The following is a 17,124-nucleotide window of genomic DNA, read 5'->3' on the forward strand; positions in this document are numbered from 1 at the left end:
ATATGGCTAAAATAAAACCGTTTAAAGCAGTTCGACCAACTCGAGATAAAGTTGCATTAGTTTCATCTAAATCTTATGAAACTTATCCAGAAAGTGAATTGAATGCTAAACTAGCATTCAATCCTTTTACTTTTTTACATGTTGTAAACCCTGGATACAAATATCATATACAAGATGTTACGGGTGAAAAACGCTTTAAATTAGTTCATAATAGATATTTAGAGTTTAAAGAAGCTAACGTTTTTACACAAGATAAAACGCCATCTTTATACGTATATCAAAAAATATCTTCAGGAAAATCGTTCAGCGGAATCATTGCTGCTACTTCAACTGAGGATTATCACAATAATGTGATCAAAATTCATGAACGAACACTAAGAAAAAGAGAATTACTATTTGAAAATTACTTGAAAAATACCGGATTTAATGCAGAGCCAGTACTCCTCACCTATCCAGACAATGATCAAGTAGAAACAATTATAAAAAAATATCAAAAAGAAAGAGCAGAATACGAGTTTACAACTTCAGATAAAGATCTTCATTTGTTGTGGTTAATAGATACTCCATCAGATATTGAAAGTTTAACTGAAGCTTTTCAAAATATAGAAACACTTTATATTGCAGACGGACACCATCGCACAACATCATCTTGTATTTTAGCTAAAAATTTAGCTAACGAAAATCCAAATCACACAGGAGAAGAAGATTACAACTTCTTCATGAGTTATTTATTACCTGAAAGTCAGCTTAGTATTTATGAATTCAACCGATTTATTAAAGATTTAAACGGTTTAACACCAGATGAATTTCTAATTGAGTTAGATACTTATTTCAGAATAGAAAAAAGAGGTCAGGAATTATACAAACCAAAAGAAAAACATCATTTCAGTATGTATCTGAAAGGCGATTTTTATGCACTTTATTTACGTAAATCTGCCTATGAATTCACTGATGATTTAAGCAAATTAGATGCTGAAATTTTATTTCAAACTGTTTTAAAACCAATTCTAGGTATAGAAGATATTAGAAATGATTCTAAAATTATCTATTCTCAAGATAAATCTGATAGTTTAGAACTTAAAACCAAAGTGGATAATGGACAATTTGTTGTTTCTTTTGGTATGATGCCTACTTCTATACAAGAAATTAAAACTATAGTAGATAAAGGTTTAGTGATGCCGCCTAAAACAACATATATAGAGCCAAAATTAAGAAGTGCCTTAACAATTTACGAAATCTTATAATGATAAAAGATAACCTTAATCAAATAAAAAGTAAACTTCCAAAAGAAATTACATTAGTTGCAGTATCTAAAACTAAGCCTTCAACTGATATTTTAGAGGCTTACGAAGCTGGTCAACGTATTTTCGGTGAAAATAAAATTCAAGAAATGGTAACAAAATACGATGAGTTACCAAAAGATATTCAGTGGCACATGATTGGTCATTTACAAAGAAATAAAGTGAAATACATGGCTCACTTTGTAGATTTAATTCATGGAGTTGACAGTTTTAAGACACTTTTAGAGATTAATAAACAAGCACTTAAGCACGACAGAGTCATTAATTGTCTATTACAAGCTCGTATTGCGAAAGAAGAAACAAAATTCGGATTGCCATTCGATGAAATCAAAAATATTCTTAATTCAAAAGAATTTAGTAACTTAAACAACGTAAAAGTTGTCGGTTTGATGGGAATGGCTACTTTTACAGATAATCAAGATCAATTAACAAAAGAATTTTCTTCATTATATAATCTATATAATGATCTTAAAGAAAATAATGCTGATTTTTCTATTTTATCAATGGGAATGAGCGGCGACTACAAGTTAGCCATAGAATGTGGAAGTACAATGGTTCGAATAGGAAGTTCTATTTTTGGAGCTAGAAATTACAAAAAGTAATCTCTATTCGATTACTAAACTGATTTTCTTATATTTGCCTTTAATGATTCCTTAATTTTACTAAACTTTTAACGGGAGAGATGTTTGCATGTATGTAATTTTAGATATTGAGACCACTGGTGGAAAATTTAACGAAGAAGGAATTACCGAAATAGCGGTATATAAGTTCGATGGTCATTCAATAGTTGATCAATTTATAACTTTAGTAAATCCTGAAAAGGAAATACAAGAGTTTGTTGTTAGTTTAACAGGAATCAACAACAAAATGCTTCGTAATGCTCCAAAATTCCATGAAATAGCTAAACGTATAGTTGAAATTACAGAAAACTGTATTATTGTTGCACATAATGCTGCTTTCGACTACAGAATGCTAAAAACTGAATTCAATCGTTTAGGTTATAACTACTTCAGAAATACGTTGTGTACAGTTTCATTAAGTAAAAAACTGATTCCAGAACAACCTTCATACAGTTTGGGTAAATTATGTAGAAACTTGGGAATTCCTGTCACAGATAGACATAGAGCAAATGGAGATGCTTTAGCTACTGTAAAATTATTTCAACTTCTCTTAGAAAAGGACAAAGAAAAAAATATTGTTCAACAAACTATAAAGTATGTAGATAATAGAAATCATAAACTTAAAATTAAAAACATACTTGATGATCTTCCTGAAGAAGAAGGTATTTATTATGTGCATAATGAAGAAGGCAATGTTATTTTTATAGGTAGAGGTAAAAACATTCGGTTTGAAGCTAATAAACTGTTTTTGAAACAATCTAAACGTGCTTTAAAAATAAAAGATAAAGTAGACTCTATAACTTTTGAAAATACAGGTAATGAATTATTTACACGTTTAAAATATTATTTACAATTAGATACTTTAAAGCCCAAATACAATATTATTCGTAAAAGAAAAATGACTGAAAAGAATTTTGGTCATGATCATTTTATTTTCATTTCTAAAGGAAGAATTCCAGAAGAAAATGCTGTAATTTTAGTAGAAAATAATGAAGTTATTGGATACGCTTATACCAATTTGTCGTATCAAACAAATAAAATAGAAATACTTAAAAATATTTTAACGCCTGTTAAAAATAAAATGTTAGCTAAAACAATTATCAAAAATTATTTAACCACTAATAATGCTGATAAAATTGTACGATACGAACTAGAAAATAATTTGTAATATTGCTCAAATAATAACTGCTTTGAGTACTCAAAAAACCAAAAGAAACTGGAAAGAAAAACTTCATGAAATTATTTATGAAGCAGATACACCTGAAGGAAAACTTTTTGATGTAATTCTTTTAATAGCTATCCTTTTTAGTATAACTATTGTTATGTTAGAAAGTGTAAATACTATCAATGATAAATACAGTTATGTTCTAAATATATCAGAATGGGCAATAACAATACTCTTTACTATAGAATACATCTTGAGAGTTATTTCTATTAAAAAACCTTCAAAATATATTTTTAGTTTTTATGGTATCATCGATCTTTTATCTACCATTCCTAAATATCTTTCCGTAATTTTTGTAGGTACGAACACTTTAGTTGCTTTAAGAGCATTGCGACTATTACGTGTATTTAGAATTTTAAAATTAGCACGATTTATAGGTGAATCTAATCACTTATCACAAGCAATAAAAGCTAGTTTAGCTAGAATTTCAGTTTTTTTATTTTTTGTTTTAATCATCTGTATCATTTTAGGATCGTTAATGTATTTAATTGAAGGCGCAGAAAATGGTTTTACAAGTATACCTAGAAGTGTATATTGGGCCATAGTAACACTTACAACTGTTGGTTATGGAGACATTGCTCCAGGAACTCCTTTAGGACAATTTATTGCGAGTGCAATCATGATTTTAGGTTATGCTATAATTGCTATTCCTACAGGAATTGTTTCTTCAGAAATCGTGAAGAAAACTGAATTAGATTTAAATACACAATCTTGCCCTCATTGCGCTACTGAAGGTCATGATGATGATGCTATTTACTGTTATAATTGTGGAAATAAGCTACACGAATAATGAATACATTAATCACTATCGTAGGACCAACAGCAATTGGTAAAACTGCACTAAGTATAAAATTAGCAAAATACTTTAATTGTGATGTTTTATCCTGTGATTCTAGACAGTTTTATAAAGAAATGGCTATAGGAACTGCCGTTCCTGAACCTTTTGAATTAGAAGCTGCTCAACATCACTTTATTCAAAATAGAAGTGTTTTTGAAGATTATAATGTCGGTAGTTTTGAAAAAGATGCCATTAAAAAACTTAATCAATTATTCACTGAAAATCCAACTCAAATTATGGTTGGTGGAAGTGGATTATATGTTGATGCTGTTTTAAGAGGTTTAGATTATTTTCCTGATGTAGATCCAAATATTAGAAAAAAATTATCTAAGGAACTTGAAGAAAATGGCATTGAAACTTTACAAGAAAAGTTAAAAGAATTGGATCTTAAATCTTATGAAAAAATAGCAATTGATAATCCACATAGACTTATTCGTGCTTTAGAAATATGCATTGGTACGAATAAACCTTACTCCTATTTCATCAATAAAGAAAAGGAACCCAGAAATTTTAAATCTATCAAAATTGGATTAATTGCTGATCGTGAAATTATTTACGATCGTATAAATCGAAGAGTAGATATTATGATAGAAAACGGTTTGTTAGAAGAAGCTAAAGCTTTATTTCCTCATAAAGATTTAAATGCGTTACAAACTGTTGGATATCGTGAGCTTTTTGAATATTTTGATGGAAACTGGGATTTAGATTTTGCAATTTCTGAAATTAAAAAGAATACAAGACGATTTGCAAAAAGACAATTAACTTGGTTTAGAAGAGATACAGAAACTCTTTGGTTTGATTTTAAAGATGATCACAAACAGATCATTAATAAAATAGAAGATCTTCAAAGAGAAAATTTGAATTCAAAATCATAAATAAGATACTTTTCAAATTCTTTCACTCAATATAATATCACTTTTACTCGATAAGTAATCGTATTCACTCAATACAGATTGTACAAACATGACTATTATTATACATTTGAATTGAGAAAGAAAAACAACGTAATCTTTTGAAAAAGAAAAGTAAAATTGAAATGAATTGAAAAATAAAAAATTGCTAGAAAAGGAAGAAATTTGCTAAAGAAAATGAATCTAAAAACAAAAAATTAGAAAAATGAAAATGTAATTTCTGTTTCTTTAAAACTTATAAACCCCATCAAAAAGCTATGATTTGATGGGGTTTATTTTATTTTTAAAATCACATCATGCTACAATCCCATCCAAGAATTGAAGGCAGAAGTATGTGCTTTTTTTATTTTATTTCCATCATAAAATAAATCCACCACATTCTTTACCATCTTCTGTATAAAATATCATTCCTGCTCTTTTTGTACGTTTATGATAGACTATTCCATTTACTTCATCTCCTTTACTCGGAAAATGATTTGCGTTGGTAATAACCATTTTTACGGTTCCATCATTTTCTACAATATTAATTCGTTCAACATCTATAGTGCCAAATTTTTTATTGGTGGCAAACTGTTTAAAAGCTAACGAAGCAAATGTTATGATCCCTAAAGCTATTGTAATTGCAAATGTTCTTAAAAAGATTAGTTCTTTATTTGTATTTCTCATTGTGTTTAGTTTTTTTTAATGACATCTCAAAACTACTTAGATCACAAAGTTTGAGAAATGGCTTTCTAATGAATACAGGAAAATTTTTAAAGAACTAAGGAAAAAAACAAAAGAACAAAAACGACTCAAATACTTAGTTTAACAGTACGTTTATACATCTTTTGAAAATATATTAAAGTTTTTACTAATTACTCCATATCATTTACTCAATAAAAAGCTGTTTTCACTCAATATGAATTGTAAAAACTATACCTGTAAACTACTTTTAAAGTGAGAAAGAAAAACAATTAGTTGATTAAAAAAAGTGAATTAGAGATCAAAAAAAATTGCTAGAAAAGGAAAGATGTAATTTTAAGTTTGTTTTAGGGGTTGTATAAAACTCACCAAAGTGCTATGATTTTGGTGAGTTTTTACTTTTATTGCATACAGTTAAGGTTCTTCAAAGCTTCCATAGTTATTTGTTTTCTTGCTTTTGGAAACAAACTCATATCAAATTCCGGTAAAGGTTCAACATTTGTGGCGAAGTAAATCACATTATCATTTTTTTCTACATAGCCTACAAACCATCCATTACTCTTTTCATCTACGATAGACCAACCTGTTTTACCACTTAATTTATAAACTTCATTATCATTTATAACCATCATTCTTTTCATGATAACAACTGTTCTCTTATCTATTGGTAATTCAACATTGTAGAAACGACGTAAGAAATCAATTTGTTGAAATTGTGTAATTTTTGAGTTTCCTTGAAGCCAAAAATTATCGATCGTTGTTGAATCTAATTCTATGCTACCATAATCTAGCTTAGCTACATTATCTCGCATTCGTTGTACTCCTATTTTCCTAGCAATTTCTTGATAGCACGGTACGCATGAATAGTGAAATGCCTTTTTAAAGGTTAAGTCTTGTTCCCATAACTTTAATCTTCTCGACTCATCACTCCATTTTAAAAGCGTACTATCATTATTTACAATTCCTAATTCTAAAGCAATTATTGAATTTGGAATTTTATAAGTAGATGCTGGTAATTTCCCTGTTTTTGCCCAATCAAAATCATTGGAATAATAAGTTTTCTTCTGAGTATCGTAAACAAGAATTGAACCTTTTAATTTTTCTCTATCTAGTATTTTCTGAATAGAGATAACCAAACTATCTTTTTGAGACTCATTTTTAAGCACGCCTGCTTTTATATTTTGTTTTTTTGTCTCTTTACATGAAACAATAAGTAATAAAATCAGAAGAAGTTTAAATAATTTCATAGTCAAATTTAAAAGAAAATAGCTCAGTGCAATACTGAGCTATTTAAAATTTTATGTATTTGAATTTATATTCCTCTGATATAATTTGCTAAAGGGTCGTTAAATTGAAAACCTGTTGTAAAACGCTCTTTATTTAAAATTTTATATTCAGACAAAGCCCAAAGAATAAACTCTTTTAAGAAATATAAATCTTCTTTAGGAAATTCTGGTTGATATTTATGTATTAAACCATTTAGAGGCGTTATGCTATCTAGTTGTTCTTTAAAATAAGCATCATCCATATCATCTAATAATTCAATTGCATCTTTTGAATAGAACCATTGAGAAATTCCATCATAAGGAGTTTCTTCATCTTCTCTCTTTAGCTTTTTGATTTCTGGGAAAAGTTCAACAAAAATTGTTTTTACAGCATTACTAATTAAAGACTGCGCTACAACATCTGCTCCTTCTTGTTCACCTTCGTATACCAATTCAATTTTTCCTGTAATTGCAGGAATTGTACCAAAGAAATCTAATAATCGTATTGATGTTTTATCATCTTCAGTTAACAAACTTCTGCGCTCTGCTGTACTCAATAAATTTTCAAATATCGAAATACTCATACGAGCACTTACGCCACTTTTTACATCTACATATTCACTTTCTCTGGCTTCAAAACTAATTTGTTCAACTAATCTTTTAGCTAATTTAGGTACGCAAACAGTGTCTTTTTGTCCTTGTAAAATTTTAGCTTCTTGTTCTGTAATTTTCTCTGCAATATCTACTGATTTCGGATAATGAGTTAAAATCTGCGATCCAATTCTATCTTTTAATGGCGTAACAATACTACCTCTATTTGTGTAATCTTCTGGATTTGCAGTAAAAATAAACTGAATATCTAGCGGTAAACGCAATTTAAAGCCTCGTATTTGAATATCTCCTTCTTGAAGTATATTGAATAGAGAAACTTGAATTCGAGCCTGTAAATCGGGAATTTCATTAATTACAAAAATACAGCGATTTGCTCTTGGAATCATTCCGAAGTGAATTACTCGATCATCTGCATAATTCAATTTTAAGTTCATGGCTTTAATCGGATCAATATCACCAATTAAGTCTGCTACAGTTACATCTGGAGTTGCTAACTTTTCAAAGAAACGTTCATCTCTATGTAACCAAGTAATTGGTGTATCATCTCCACGATCTGCAATTAATTCTTTTGCAAAACGAGATAGAGGATTGAAAGGATCGTCATTAATTTCTGAACCTCCAACAACGGGAACATATTCGTCTAATAAAGTAACCATTAAACGAGCTAATCTGGTTTTAGCTTGCCCTCTTAATCCTAAGAGATTTATATTATGTTTAGACAAAATTGCTGTTTCTAGCTCTGGAATTACTGAGTTTTCGTAACCCCAAACACCTTCAAAAACAGTTTCTTGATTTTTTAGTTTTTTAATTAAATTATTTCTTAACTCATCTTTAATAGAAATCGATTTACAACCTGCTTCTTTTAAAGCGCCTAATGTTTTTATTTCGGTATACTTCATAATTTATATTCCTCGTATTCTTTTTTTTCTGTTCTGTTCATAATCTTCAAAAATCATTTCCCCTAAACCTTTAAGTCCTGTGTAAAATGCTTTTCCTTGATTTGCTTGTGTAAAATGACGGATAAATTGCATCAAATATGGATCTTGAGCAATCATAAATGTGGTAATTGGAATGTGTAACTTTCTTGCCTGAGAAGCCATTTTATAACACTTCTCTACGATGTATTTATCTAAACCATTACTATTTTTATAATATGTTCCATCTGGTAAACGTAAACAACTAGGTTTACCATCGGTAATCATAAAAATTTGTTTATTGGTATTACGCTTTCTTCGTAAAATATCCATAGCCAATTGTAAACCTGCTACAGTGTTTGTGTGATATGGACCTACTTTTAAATACGGAAGTTCTTTTACAGAAATTGGCCAAGCATCGTTACCAAAAACTAAAATATCGATAGTATCTTTCGGGTAACGTGTTTTTATTAACTCTGTTAAAGCCATTGCTACCTTTTTAGCAGGTGTTATTCTATCTTCACCATACAATATCATACTATGACTGATATCAATCATTAAAACCGTACTCATTTGAGCTTTAAAATTGGTTTCTTCTACAACTAAGTCTTGTTCAGTTAGAGAAAAATTACCTATTCCGTTATTGATTTGAGCATTTTTAATACTCTCTGTCATAGAAATTCGATCTAAAGCATCACCAAAATGGAAGTTTCTGAGTTCTCCTGTGTGTTCATCACCTTGACCTGTGGTTTTCGTTTTATGGTTTCCTAAACGACTTTTTTTTAGTTTACCAAAAATTTGATCTAACGCATTCTGACGAATAGCTTGTTCTGTTTTAGAAGTGATTTTTAATTTCCCATCACCATTTCCTGTTCCATCTTTTGGATCATCAAACTCTTCTCGGATATAACCTTTATTTTTTAAGTCTTCAAGGAAATCATCTAAAGTATATTCAGGTGTGGTTAACTTATATTCTTTGTCTAATTGTTTTAACCATTCGAAAGCTTCATCGAAATCACCAGAAGTGTATGTGATCAATTCTTTGAAAATATCAAAAAGTTTATCGAATGGCGGAATCTGCTTTTCTTCAAATTTTTCAAAACGCAGTCCTTTTTTAAACTGATTAATCATAGTATAAAAATACGGCTATTTGTATTTTTACACCAAGTTTGGAAATCATAACTACCACTATTTAGAATTATTTTAACATTAATGCACTTTAAAAACAAAGAAATACAATTACAATATCAGGGTTATTTACAAACCAAACCACTATGGATCAATACTTTAGATAAACTAATTCAATTAACTGATTATCAATACGATTACGAAAGTTTATTTAAACTTAAAATTGATAGCAATCCTAGACTAGGAAAATTAGTTGAACAATTTGTTTTTAATGAACTTAATGAAAATGAAAACATTGGTATTATTACTGAAAATCTACAAATACAAAATGATAAAATAACTGTAGGAGAAATAGATTGTATCCTTTTACAAAACGATATACCTCATCATTTAGAAATCATTTACAAGTTTTATTTATATGACTCTTCTGTGGGAAATTCTGAGATTGAACATTGGATTGGTCCTAATAGAAATGATAGTTTTTATCAGAAATATGAAAAATTGATTCATAAACAACTTCCTTTACTATACAATGAAAAAACTATTGAAACCTTAAAAAAATATAATTTAAATGTAAAAGATATTCACCAGAAAGTACTTTTTAAAGCGCAATTATTTCCCCATTTAAATGATCTAAAAAAAGATTTTCCTGTAATTAATAACGAATGTATTGAAGGATTTTATATTTATGAAAAAGAATTAAATTTATTTGAAGATTGTAAGTTTTTTATCCCTACAAAACACAATTGGTTAGTAAAACCACACTACAATGTAGATTGGCTATCGTACAAAGATTTTAGAGAAAAGTTAGTATTATTTTTAAATAAAAAAAGCTCTCCATTATTTTGGTTGAAAAAAAATAATGGCGAGCTTTACAAAGTTTTCATAGTTTGGTGGTAGCAATAACCACCTCACAGCAATTGGAATATATACTTTTATATAATAGGTAAATCTTTAAAATGTTTTACCATTAAAAAAAATGTTCCGCATAATACAGTCACTGTTAATGCTGTATACATTGCATAATTTAAAACTTTTTTCATGTTCATATCAATAGAAATTTAGTGGATTACATGTATATTACAACTCAATTTCAAAAATCCCTACCCTAGGTACATATTTTTAACACCTATTGACTCTTCTTTTAATTAACTACTTTTTACTTTTTAATAAAATTTCGAGTAATTATACCCTTTGAAGTATAAATTTTAATAAAATAGGTTGAAGAAGGGATTTCACTTATAGAGAACTCTTTTTCTTTAATTACCATAATTTTTTGACCTAGAGTATTGTAAATTTCACCTTTAATAAAAATTATACTGTTACTAATTCTTATGTTAAGACTTTCAATAGCAGGATTTGGATATACTGAAGATAACTTTAATTCACTGTGATAATCATTTATTGAAAGAGTTTTACCTAAGCTCTGATAATTTGATTTTATTTCAGTAATATTAATACTTCTATTCAATGTTTCAGTAAAACATCCTTCTACAAAAACTGAAATATAATATTCATAACTATTATTTGTAGTATCTGCATCTATATCATTGAATGAATTAATGTTAGATGAAACGGAAGCTATTTCTTGAATTCCTTCTTGATTCTTATTCCTATAAATTTTATAGGTTGAGAAATTAGTTCCTTCATAATCAGACCAGTTTAAATTTACAGATCCATCTACTGCTACGTTGCTTTGTAAAAGTATAGACTTATGATTACTAGAGTTTGTAGAGACATTACCACAGTTATCAATCAACCTTACCTTATAATTATAAGGTTGTGATAAATTATTAGATGTATCATCTAAAAAAGAATTTTCATTTGATGCTATTGTGCCAATAACTGTATATACATTAGACACATTACTTTCCCTTAAAATTTCATAAAAAGCTACATTATAATTATTTTCATTATTTAAATATATTCTATTCTTTGTTTTTTCAGAATCATCGCTAGTTACGTAGCAAATACTTAACTCATTATACTGTGGTATTAAATTGATATCAAAACTTTCAGTGTAAGTATGATAAGCATCTGATAATGATAAAATATAGGTACCATTAGGCAATCCGTTTAAATTTTGACTGTTTATTTGTTCTAATGGAACTATTCCTCCATTTATTGCAGACCATTCGTAAGTCAACATACCAGAAGTATTACTAACATCAACTATTGAAATAGAACCTGTACCTCCCGAATTGCCTGAACAAAACGAATTATTTTTTTTAGTAACAATATTTATATCGTTAGCATTAATTACTTCAACCTGAAAAACTTTTTCAAAGGATTGATTATTACCATCTGTGACTTTAACTCTAATTGATAAAACCTGTTGTAATTCGTAATCAAACAAAGCATTGTTTAATAACTCATTATTATTTATAGTAAAACTAGAATTATCATCATCACCTGTACCACTAACTAATTCAAAAGAATGATTATCATTCGGTAAATCTAAATCAACTGTAGAAAATTCCCCTATTACTTTAAAAATATTTTCTTGAATATTTTTATTAGATAGGATAATACTAGTAGGAAAATTATCATTTATAGGGTTGATAATTATATCTACTGTTGCTACATTACTTTCTAAATCTCCATCAAATATTTTGTACATAAATTTATCTGATGTTGTATCCGATCCATCATGCTGATAAGTAAATGTTCCATCAGTATTTAAGATTAAAGAACCATAGCTAGGTTCAGAAACTAGTAAGGTTGTCAATTTATTGTTTTCTACATCTGTATCATTATGTAAGATAGTCATTTCATTATTACCTAGTAAAGAAATAGAACTACCTTCAGATAATTCAATAAAATCATTGTTAGCTACAGGTATATCATTTACAGGATTTACAGAGATATTTATGTTTGAAAAACTAGTTAAGCCTGAATTATCAGTAATTTCATATGGTATAGTTACAATACCATTAAAATTAATAGAAGGAACAAACAATATTGAATTATCTTCATTAATACTAATACTACCATTATCTAAAGAAATAACACCTTCAATAAATCTTTCATTATTAATAGTAGTTATAATTAAACTATCTCCATCTCCATCTTTATCATTTAAAAGTGGATTTAAAACCAGAGAGTTATCTTCATCCACCATGTAATTATCTTCTATAGCCTCAGGTATGTCTTCAATAGCAAGAACAAAGATTTCAATACTACTAGTTTTAGTTAAACCATTAGTATCTGAAATAACATAAGGTATAGAAACTCTACCATTAAAATTCAGCTCTGGAGAAAAAACAAATGTGTTATCAGAATTAACTTGTAAAATTCCATTATCTACAGTAATCCGATCCGATGGAATATTACTATTAATACTATCAAAACTATAATTTCCAATAATATCATCTAGAGGATTTGGTATACTAACTGGTGTATCTTCATCTGTGATAATAATATTTGTAAGATTAATTATGAAGCTTAAATCACAATGATTAAAACTCGCATTACTATCAAAAACATCATCATCTAGATCACTAATTGCATATCCATTTCCATATAGTTCACCATCAGGATAAGAACATCCAGCTTTAAAGGTTTTTATTATTCCACTATCGCAATTCATACTAGAGCAAATGATATATGCATATTGAACTCCAGGTTCCAAAATTAAAGTTTCAGAAATATTAATCTTAGTTTCATTAGGATTAGGATTAATGAAAACTTCTGTTTCATGTAATATTCGATTATTTGGACCTTGAACTAATTTAAAGTAAGCATTATATCCGATATTCTCACTAGAATAAACAATTATGTTATTAATTATAGATTTTTTTGTTACAGTAAAAATTTGCCCCTGTCCTACATTAGATTGAAAGGACGAAGACATATCTTGTTGTTCAATTGTAATATTTTGACCAAATATGTTTGTAATATTCACAATTAAAGCAATAAAAAAAATAAGGTATTTTTTTTTCATAGGATTGTTTTTTGTGCAAAAGTATTTACTTTTTACTTTAAATTTAAACTTTTATTTATTTTTTTTGCGTAAAAGTGAACGTTATCTATAGTCCTATTGTTAATTAAGATACTAATTAGTTTAAGTTTTCTGAGATGGTCGTACTTTCTGTTTAGCAATTCTTTTTCTTGAGGTAATAAAATATACTCCTGTTAGCAGTACAAATGTAGCTATAATAGATTGATTTGTTAACTTTTCATCTAAAAAATACCAACCCAAAAATAATGCGACTACTGGATTTACATAGGCTGATGTTGACACTTTCTCTGGAGATACAACTTTTAATAGATAGTTAAAGGCTGTAAAAGCGACAATACTTCCAAAAAGTATTAGAAAAACTACAGCCATTTGAACTTTATAACTTATAGTTTTTATTGTAGAAATATCTTCTTTAAAAGCAAGACTACAAAATATTAATAACACACTAGATATAAACATTTGATAACCTGTACTCACTAAAAAGTTTTTAGGTAAATCAGCTTTAGATACAAACACACTACCATAACTCCAACTTAATACACAAGACAACATCATAAAAATACCTAAAACCATTCCTTCAGATGTAGCTATTGTTTTTTGACTTACCAACAAATACATTCCTAAAAGACCTAATCCTACTCCAATAATTGATTTTTTTTGCATTTTTTTTCCATCTATTAAACGAAGTAAGAATAAAACAAATAGCGGTTGTGTAGATGCTAAAAGTGCTGCAAAACCAGTATCTACATATTTTAAAGCCCAAACAAAAACACCATTACCATACACTAAAAATAAAAAACCTGCTATAGTTGAATTTAAGAATTGTTGCCTTGTTATTTTTATTGATTTTTTAAGTAGTTTGGCGATAACAAGTATTAAAATGCCCGCCATACTAAAACGTATTGCGGCCAAAAATAGCGGTGGTAATTCTGATACTGCTATTTTATTGAAAAGATAAGTTGATCCCCAAACAAAATAAATTGAAAAAAAGGCTAATATTATAAGTAATTTTTGCTTGTTCATTGGTCTAAGGTAATGCTTATTCTTGTATCAAATTGTATAATTAATCTAAAAACTGATAATAACCACATTTCAGATATGCACCTTCTGGAAAGCCTATTGGATGATCGATATCATGGTAAGTTTTAGCTTCAATTTTAAACCTTCTTTTCGATGCTTTTAATGTTTCTTCATTAATATCAAAAAATGTCTCAGCAACAACTCTAGATGAACAAGAAGCTAAAACTAATAATCCGTTTTTAGCAGTTAGTTGTACACCTAATTTCGCTAATTGCTTATACTTTTTCTCTGCAAGATCAATTTCTGATGCTTGTTTCGCAAAACTTGGTGGATCAATAACAACAACATCAAAATTTACTTTCTGTTGAATCAACTTTCGTAATTCTTCAAAAGCATCACCTGCAATAGTTTTATGAACTCCTGAATAATCATTCAATTTTCCATTTTCAACAGCAATCTGTAAAGCCTGTTTACTAATATCTAAACTCGTTACTTCTTTTGCTTGATTGTATAATGAATGAACTGAAAATCCGCCAGCATAAGAAAACACATCTAACACACGTTTTCCTTTACTCAACTCTCCTACTCGTTTTCTATTTGCTCTATGATCTAAAAAGTATCCTGTTTTGTGTCCTTTAATCACATTTGCAGAAAAATTCACATTATGTTCTACAAATTGTACCACTTCATCTTCTAAAACTCCGTAAACTACTTCTCCGTCTTTCAAATTATGGTTAGTAGATTTCTCTAGATTTCTACTTAAACGAATCACTACAGTTTTTGCTTTAGAAACTTGCTGCAAACTTTGTAATATATCTTGTAAAAAAGGTAACCAAATTTCAGAATACAATTTCACTACTAAAACACTGGCATATACATCAGCAATTAAAGACGGAAATCCATCATTTTCACCAAAAATAAGTCGGTAACTATTGGTATTTGTTTCTAATAATTTTTCACGCTTATTGTAAGCTGTTTCAATTTTAGTCTGAAAAAACTCAGCATTTATCGTAGCTTTTTCATTTTCATTATGAATTACTTTTATTCGAATTGGCGAATCTGCATCATACAAACCAATGCCAACGACCTTATTTCTTTTCTTACTAAAAATAATAGCTAAATCACCAGTTTTAGGTTCATTAGTAATCTTTTCGATACTATTTGAAAATACCCAAGGATGTTTTTTAATTACATGTTGTTCTCCTTTGCTAGAAAGTTTTACAGCAAGATTTTTTGGTTTATAGTTAGATACAATGTGTTCACTAAACTTCATAAATCATTCACTAAAAAATGAGCTACAAAAATAGGTATTCATAAAAACTATTCTCAAAACTTTTTCATTTTATATCTAAGTAATTTAGATGTATTAAGTATTTTTAAGAACTAAGTAAATTACATACTATTTTAATCGACCCAATGACTACACTACAAGATCAACTTACACTTCCCAACGGAACCGTATTAGCTAATAGAATTGCTAAATCTGCAATGAGTGAAAACTTATCTAATAAAACTCACGAACCTACGCCAGTCTTAATAAATGCTTATAAAAAATGGGCAAAAAGTGGTTCTGGATTATTAATTACGGGTAATGTAATGATTGATAGCAAAGCTCTTGGTGAACCTATGAATGTCGTTGTAGAAGACAAACGTCACTTCGAAAAATTACAAGAATGGGCAAATTCTGTACAAGAAACAAACACTCAGCTTTGGGTACAAATTAATCATCCTGGACGACAAGCGATGGATCAAATTAATAATGTTTTAAAAGCTCCGTCTGCAATTCCTTTAAAATCTAAAGGAAGAAAAAAAGCGACAACTAAAATTCCTGAAGCTTTAACGCATGAAGAAATTGAAGATATTATTAAACGTTTCGGAACAACGGCTGCGATTTTAAAAGAAGCTGGTTTTGGAGGAGTTCAAATACACGGAGCTCATGGATATTTGGTAAGTCAGTTTTTATCGCCTTATGCTAATGTTCGTGAAGATGACTGGGGAGGAAGTTTAGAAAAAAGAGCTCGATTTGTACTGGAAGTTTATAAAGAAATTAGAAAACAAGTAGGTCCAGATTTTCCTATTGGAATTAAGTTAAACTCTGCTCATTTTCAAAAAGGTGGATTTAGTGAAGAAGATTCTATGAAAGTAATTGAATTACTTTCGGAAGCTGGAATTGATTTAATTGAAATTTCTGGTGGAACATACGAAGCCCCTGCAATGATGATGGGAAATCGTAAGCAAAGTACTAAAGAAAGAGAAGCTTATTTTATTGATTATATCGAAAAAGCAAGAGCTATAACTAAAACTCCATTAATGTTAACTGGAGGTTTTAGAACCGTCTCTGTAATGCAAGAAGCTATAGCATCTGAAGAACTTGACGTAGTTGGATTAGCACGTCCCTTTACTTTGTTTCCTAATATCGGAAATGAGATTTTGGAAGAAAGTAGATCAAACTTTGGTGTAAACATTAATAAAACTGGTGTGAAAGGTATTGATGGAATGATGAACATTATTTGGTACGAAGCTCAAATAAAACGTTTAGGTTTAGGTAAAAAACCGAATTTAAAACTAAGTGCTTGGTCTGTATTCTTTAATTATCTTTTCTTAATTTTTAAGTTTAAACTGACTAGGAAATAAAAGCAAACAAAAAC

General features: G+C 28.7%; 14 protein-coding genes. 7 read left to right on the top strand and 7 right to left on the bottom strand.

Annotated elements, in window-relative coordinates:
- Positions 1–2 precede the first annotated feature (2 nt).
- The 5 genes from AQ1685_RS10880 to miaA all read left to right on the top strand — a co-directional run bounded on the left by AQ1685_RS10880 (position 3) and on the right by miaA (position 4,859).
- A complete protein-coding gene (locus AQ1685_RS10880; RefSeq protein WP_095072062.1) occupies positions 3–1,244 on the top strand; it encodes a DUF1015 domain-containing protein in 1,242 nt (413 codons plus the stop codon).
- Positions 1,241–1,903 carry a YggS family pyridoxal phosphate-dependent enzyme gene (locus tag AQ1685_RS10885; RefSeq protein ID WP_095072064.1) on the top strand — a complete coding sequence of 221 codons (663 nt, stop codon included), beginning with the start codon at positions 1,241–1,243 and terminating at the stop codon, positions 1,901–1,903. The genes AQ1685_RS10880 and AQ1685_RS10885 overlap by 4 nt, the downstream gene beginning before the upstream one ends.
- A gap of 88 nt (positions 1,904–1,991) precedes the next feature.
- The gene (locus tag AQ1685_RS10890; RefSeq protein WP_095072066.1) at positions 1,992–3,089 is read left to right on the top strand and encodes an exonuclease domain-containing protein; all 1,098 of its coding nucleotides are present in this window, start codon (positions 1,992–1,994) and stop codon (positions 3,087–3,089) included.
- A 22-nt stretch (positions 3,090–3,111) separates the two neighbouring features.
- Positions 3,112–3,936, top strand: a complete 825-nt coding sequence (locus AQ1685_RS10895; protein WP_095072068.1) for an ion transporter — start codon at positions 3,112–3,114, stop codon at positions 3,934–3,936.
- Entirely contained in the window at positions 3,936–4,859 is a 924-nt protein-coding gene (gene miaA, locus AQ1685_RS10900) for a tRNA (adenosine(37)-N6)-dimethylallyltransferase MiaA (protein WP_095072070.1), read from the top strand. Before AQ1685_RS10895 ends, miaA begins: the two co-directional genes overlap by 1 nt.
- Positions 4,860–5,252: 393 nt before the next feature.
- Here miaA and AQ1685_RS10905 read toward each other — a convergent pair whose 3' ends face one another.
- From AQ1685_RS10905 to AQ1685_RS10920, 4 genes are all read right to left on the bottom strand, one after another.
- Positions 5,253–5,561: a hypothetical protein gene (locus tag AQ1685_RS10905; protein WP_095072072.1), complete on the bottom strand. Its 309-nt coding sequence runs from the start codon at positions 5,559–5,561 to the stop codon at positions 5,253–5,255.
- A 416-nt stretch (positions 5,562–5,977) separates the two neighbouring features.
- Positions 5,978–6,823 carry a class D beta-lactamase gene (blaOXA, locus tag AQ1685_RS10910; RefSeq protein ID WP_095072074.1) on the bottom strand — a complete coding sequence of 282 codons (846 nt, stop codon included), beginning with the start codon at positions 6,821–6,823 and terminating at the stop codon, positions 5,978–5,980.
- A 65-nt stretch (positions 6,824–6,888) separates the two neighbouring features.
- On the bottom strand, positions 6,889–8,352 hold the full coding sequence (locus AQ1685_RS10915) for an AAA family ATPase (RefSeq protein ID WP_095072077.1): 1,464 nt from the start codon (positions 8,350–8,352) through the stop codon (positions 6,889–6,891).
- 3 nt (positions 8,353–8,355) lie between these two features.
- A complete protein-coding gene (locus tag AQ1685_RS10920; protein WP_095072079.1) occupies positions 8,356–9,498 on the bottom strand; it encodes a vWA domain-containing protein in 1,143 nt (380 codons plus the stop codon).
- Between the two features lie 81 nt (positions 9,499–9,579).
- Here AQ1685_RS10920 and AQ1685_RS10925 point away from each other — a divergent pair, with 81 nt between their 5' ends.
- Positions 9,580–10,395 (top strand): DUF1853 family protein, encoded by an 816-nt coding sequence (locus AQ1685_RS10925; RefSeq protein WP_095072081.1) that lies wholly within the window; start codon positions 9,580–9,582, stop codon positions 10,393–10,395.
- Positions 10,396–10,654: 259 nt separating this feature from the next.
- Here the strand turns inward: AQ1685_RS10925 and AQ1685_RS10930 are convergent, their stop codons facing one another.
- The 3 genes from AQ1685_RS10930 to AQ1685_RS10940 all read right to left on the bottom strand — a co-directional run bounded on the left by AQ1685_RS10930 (position 10,655) and on the right by AQ1685_RS10940 (position 15,749).
- Positions 10,655–13,438 carry a tandem-95 repeat protein gene (locus tag AQ1685_RS10930; RefSeq protein ID WP_095072083.1) on the bottom strand — a complete coding sequence of 928 codons (2,784 nt, stop codon included), beginning with the start codon at positions 13,436–13,438 and terminating at the stop codon, positions 10,655–10,657.
- 120 nt (positions 13,439–13,558) lie between these two features.
- Entirely contained in the window at positions 13,559–14,479 is a 921-nt protein-coding gene (locus tag AQ1685_RS10935) for an EamA family transporter (protein WP_095072084.1), read from the bottom strand.
- A 40-nt stretch (positions 14,480–14,519) separates the two neighbouring features.
- Complete coding sequence (locus AQ1685_RS10940; protein ID WP_095072086.1) at positions 14,520–15,749, bottom strand: class I SAM-dependent rRNA methyltransferase; 1,230 nt, start codon at positions 15,747–15,749, stop codon at positions 14,520–14,522.
- Between the two features lie 143 nt (positions 15,750–15,892).
- Between AQ1685_RS10940 and AQ1685_RS10945 the strand changes: the two genes are divergently transcribed.
- Entirely contained in the window at positions 15,893–17,110 is a 1,218-nt protein-coding gene (locus AQ1685_RS10945; RefSeq protein ID WP_095072087.1) for an NADH:flavin oxidoreductase/NADH oxidase family protein, read from the top strand.
- Positions 17,111–17,124: the final 14 nt, after the last annotated feature.

This window comes from Tenacibaculum jejuense, from assembly GCF_900198195.1.
GTDB lineage: Bacteria > Bacteroidota > Bacteroidia > Flavobacteriales > Flavobacteriaceae > Polaribacter > Polaribacter jejuensis.

Coding starts and splice junctions, on each gene's coding strand:
- AQ1685_RS10880 (WP_095072062.1), top strand. CDS start 3: ATGGCTAAAATAAAACCGTTTAAAGCAGTTCGACCAACTCGAGATAAA.
- AQ1685_RS10890 (WP_095072066.1), top strand. CDS start 1,992: ATGTATGTAATTTTAGATATTGAGACCACTGGTGGAAAATTTAACGAA.
- miaA (WP_095072070.1), top strand. CDS start 3,936: ATGAATACATTAATCACTATCGTAGGACCAACAGCAATTGGTAAAACT.
- AQ1685_RS10905 (WP_095072072.1), bottom strand. CDS start 5,561: ATGAGAAATACAAATAAAGAACTAATCTTTTTAAGAACATTTGCAATT.
- blaOXA (WP_095072074.1), bottom strand. CDS start 6,823: ATGAAATTATTTAAACTTCTTCTGATTTTATTACTTATTGTTTCATGT.
- AQ1685_RS10915 (WP_095072077.1), bottom strand. CDS start 8,352: ATGAAGTATACCGAAATAAAAACATTAGGCGCTTTAAAAGAAGCAGGT.
- AQ1685_RS10920 (WP_095072079.1), bottom strand. CDS start 9,498: ATGATTAATCAGTTTAAAAAAGGACTGCGTTTTGAAAAATTTGAAGAA.
- AQ1685_RS10925 (WP_095072081.1), top strand. CDS start 9,580: ATGCACTTTAAAAACAAAGAAATACAATTACAATATCAGGGTTATTTA.
- AQ1685_RS10930 (WP_095072083.1), bottom strand. CDS start 13,438: ATGAAAAAAAAATACCTTATTTTTTTTATTGCTTTAATTGTGAATATT.
- AQ1685_RS10935 (WP_095072084.1), bottom strand. CDS start 14,479: ATGAACAAGCAAAAATTACTTATAATATTAGCCTTTTTTTCAATTTAT.
- AQ1685_RS10940 (WP_095072086.1), bottom strand. CDS start 15,749: ATGAAGTTTAGTGAACACATTGTATCTAACTATAAACCAAAAAATCTT.
- AQ1685_RS10945 (WP_095072087.1), top strand. CDS start 15,893: ATGACTACACTACAAGATCAACTTACACTTCCCAACGGAACCGTATTA.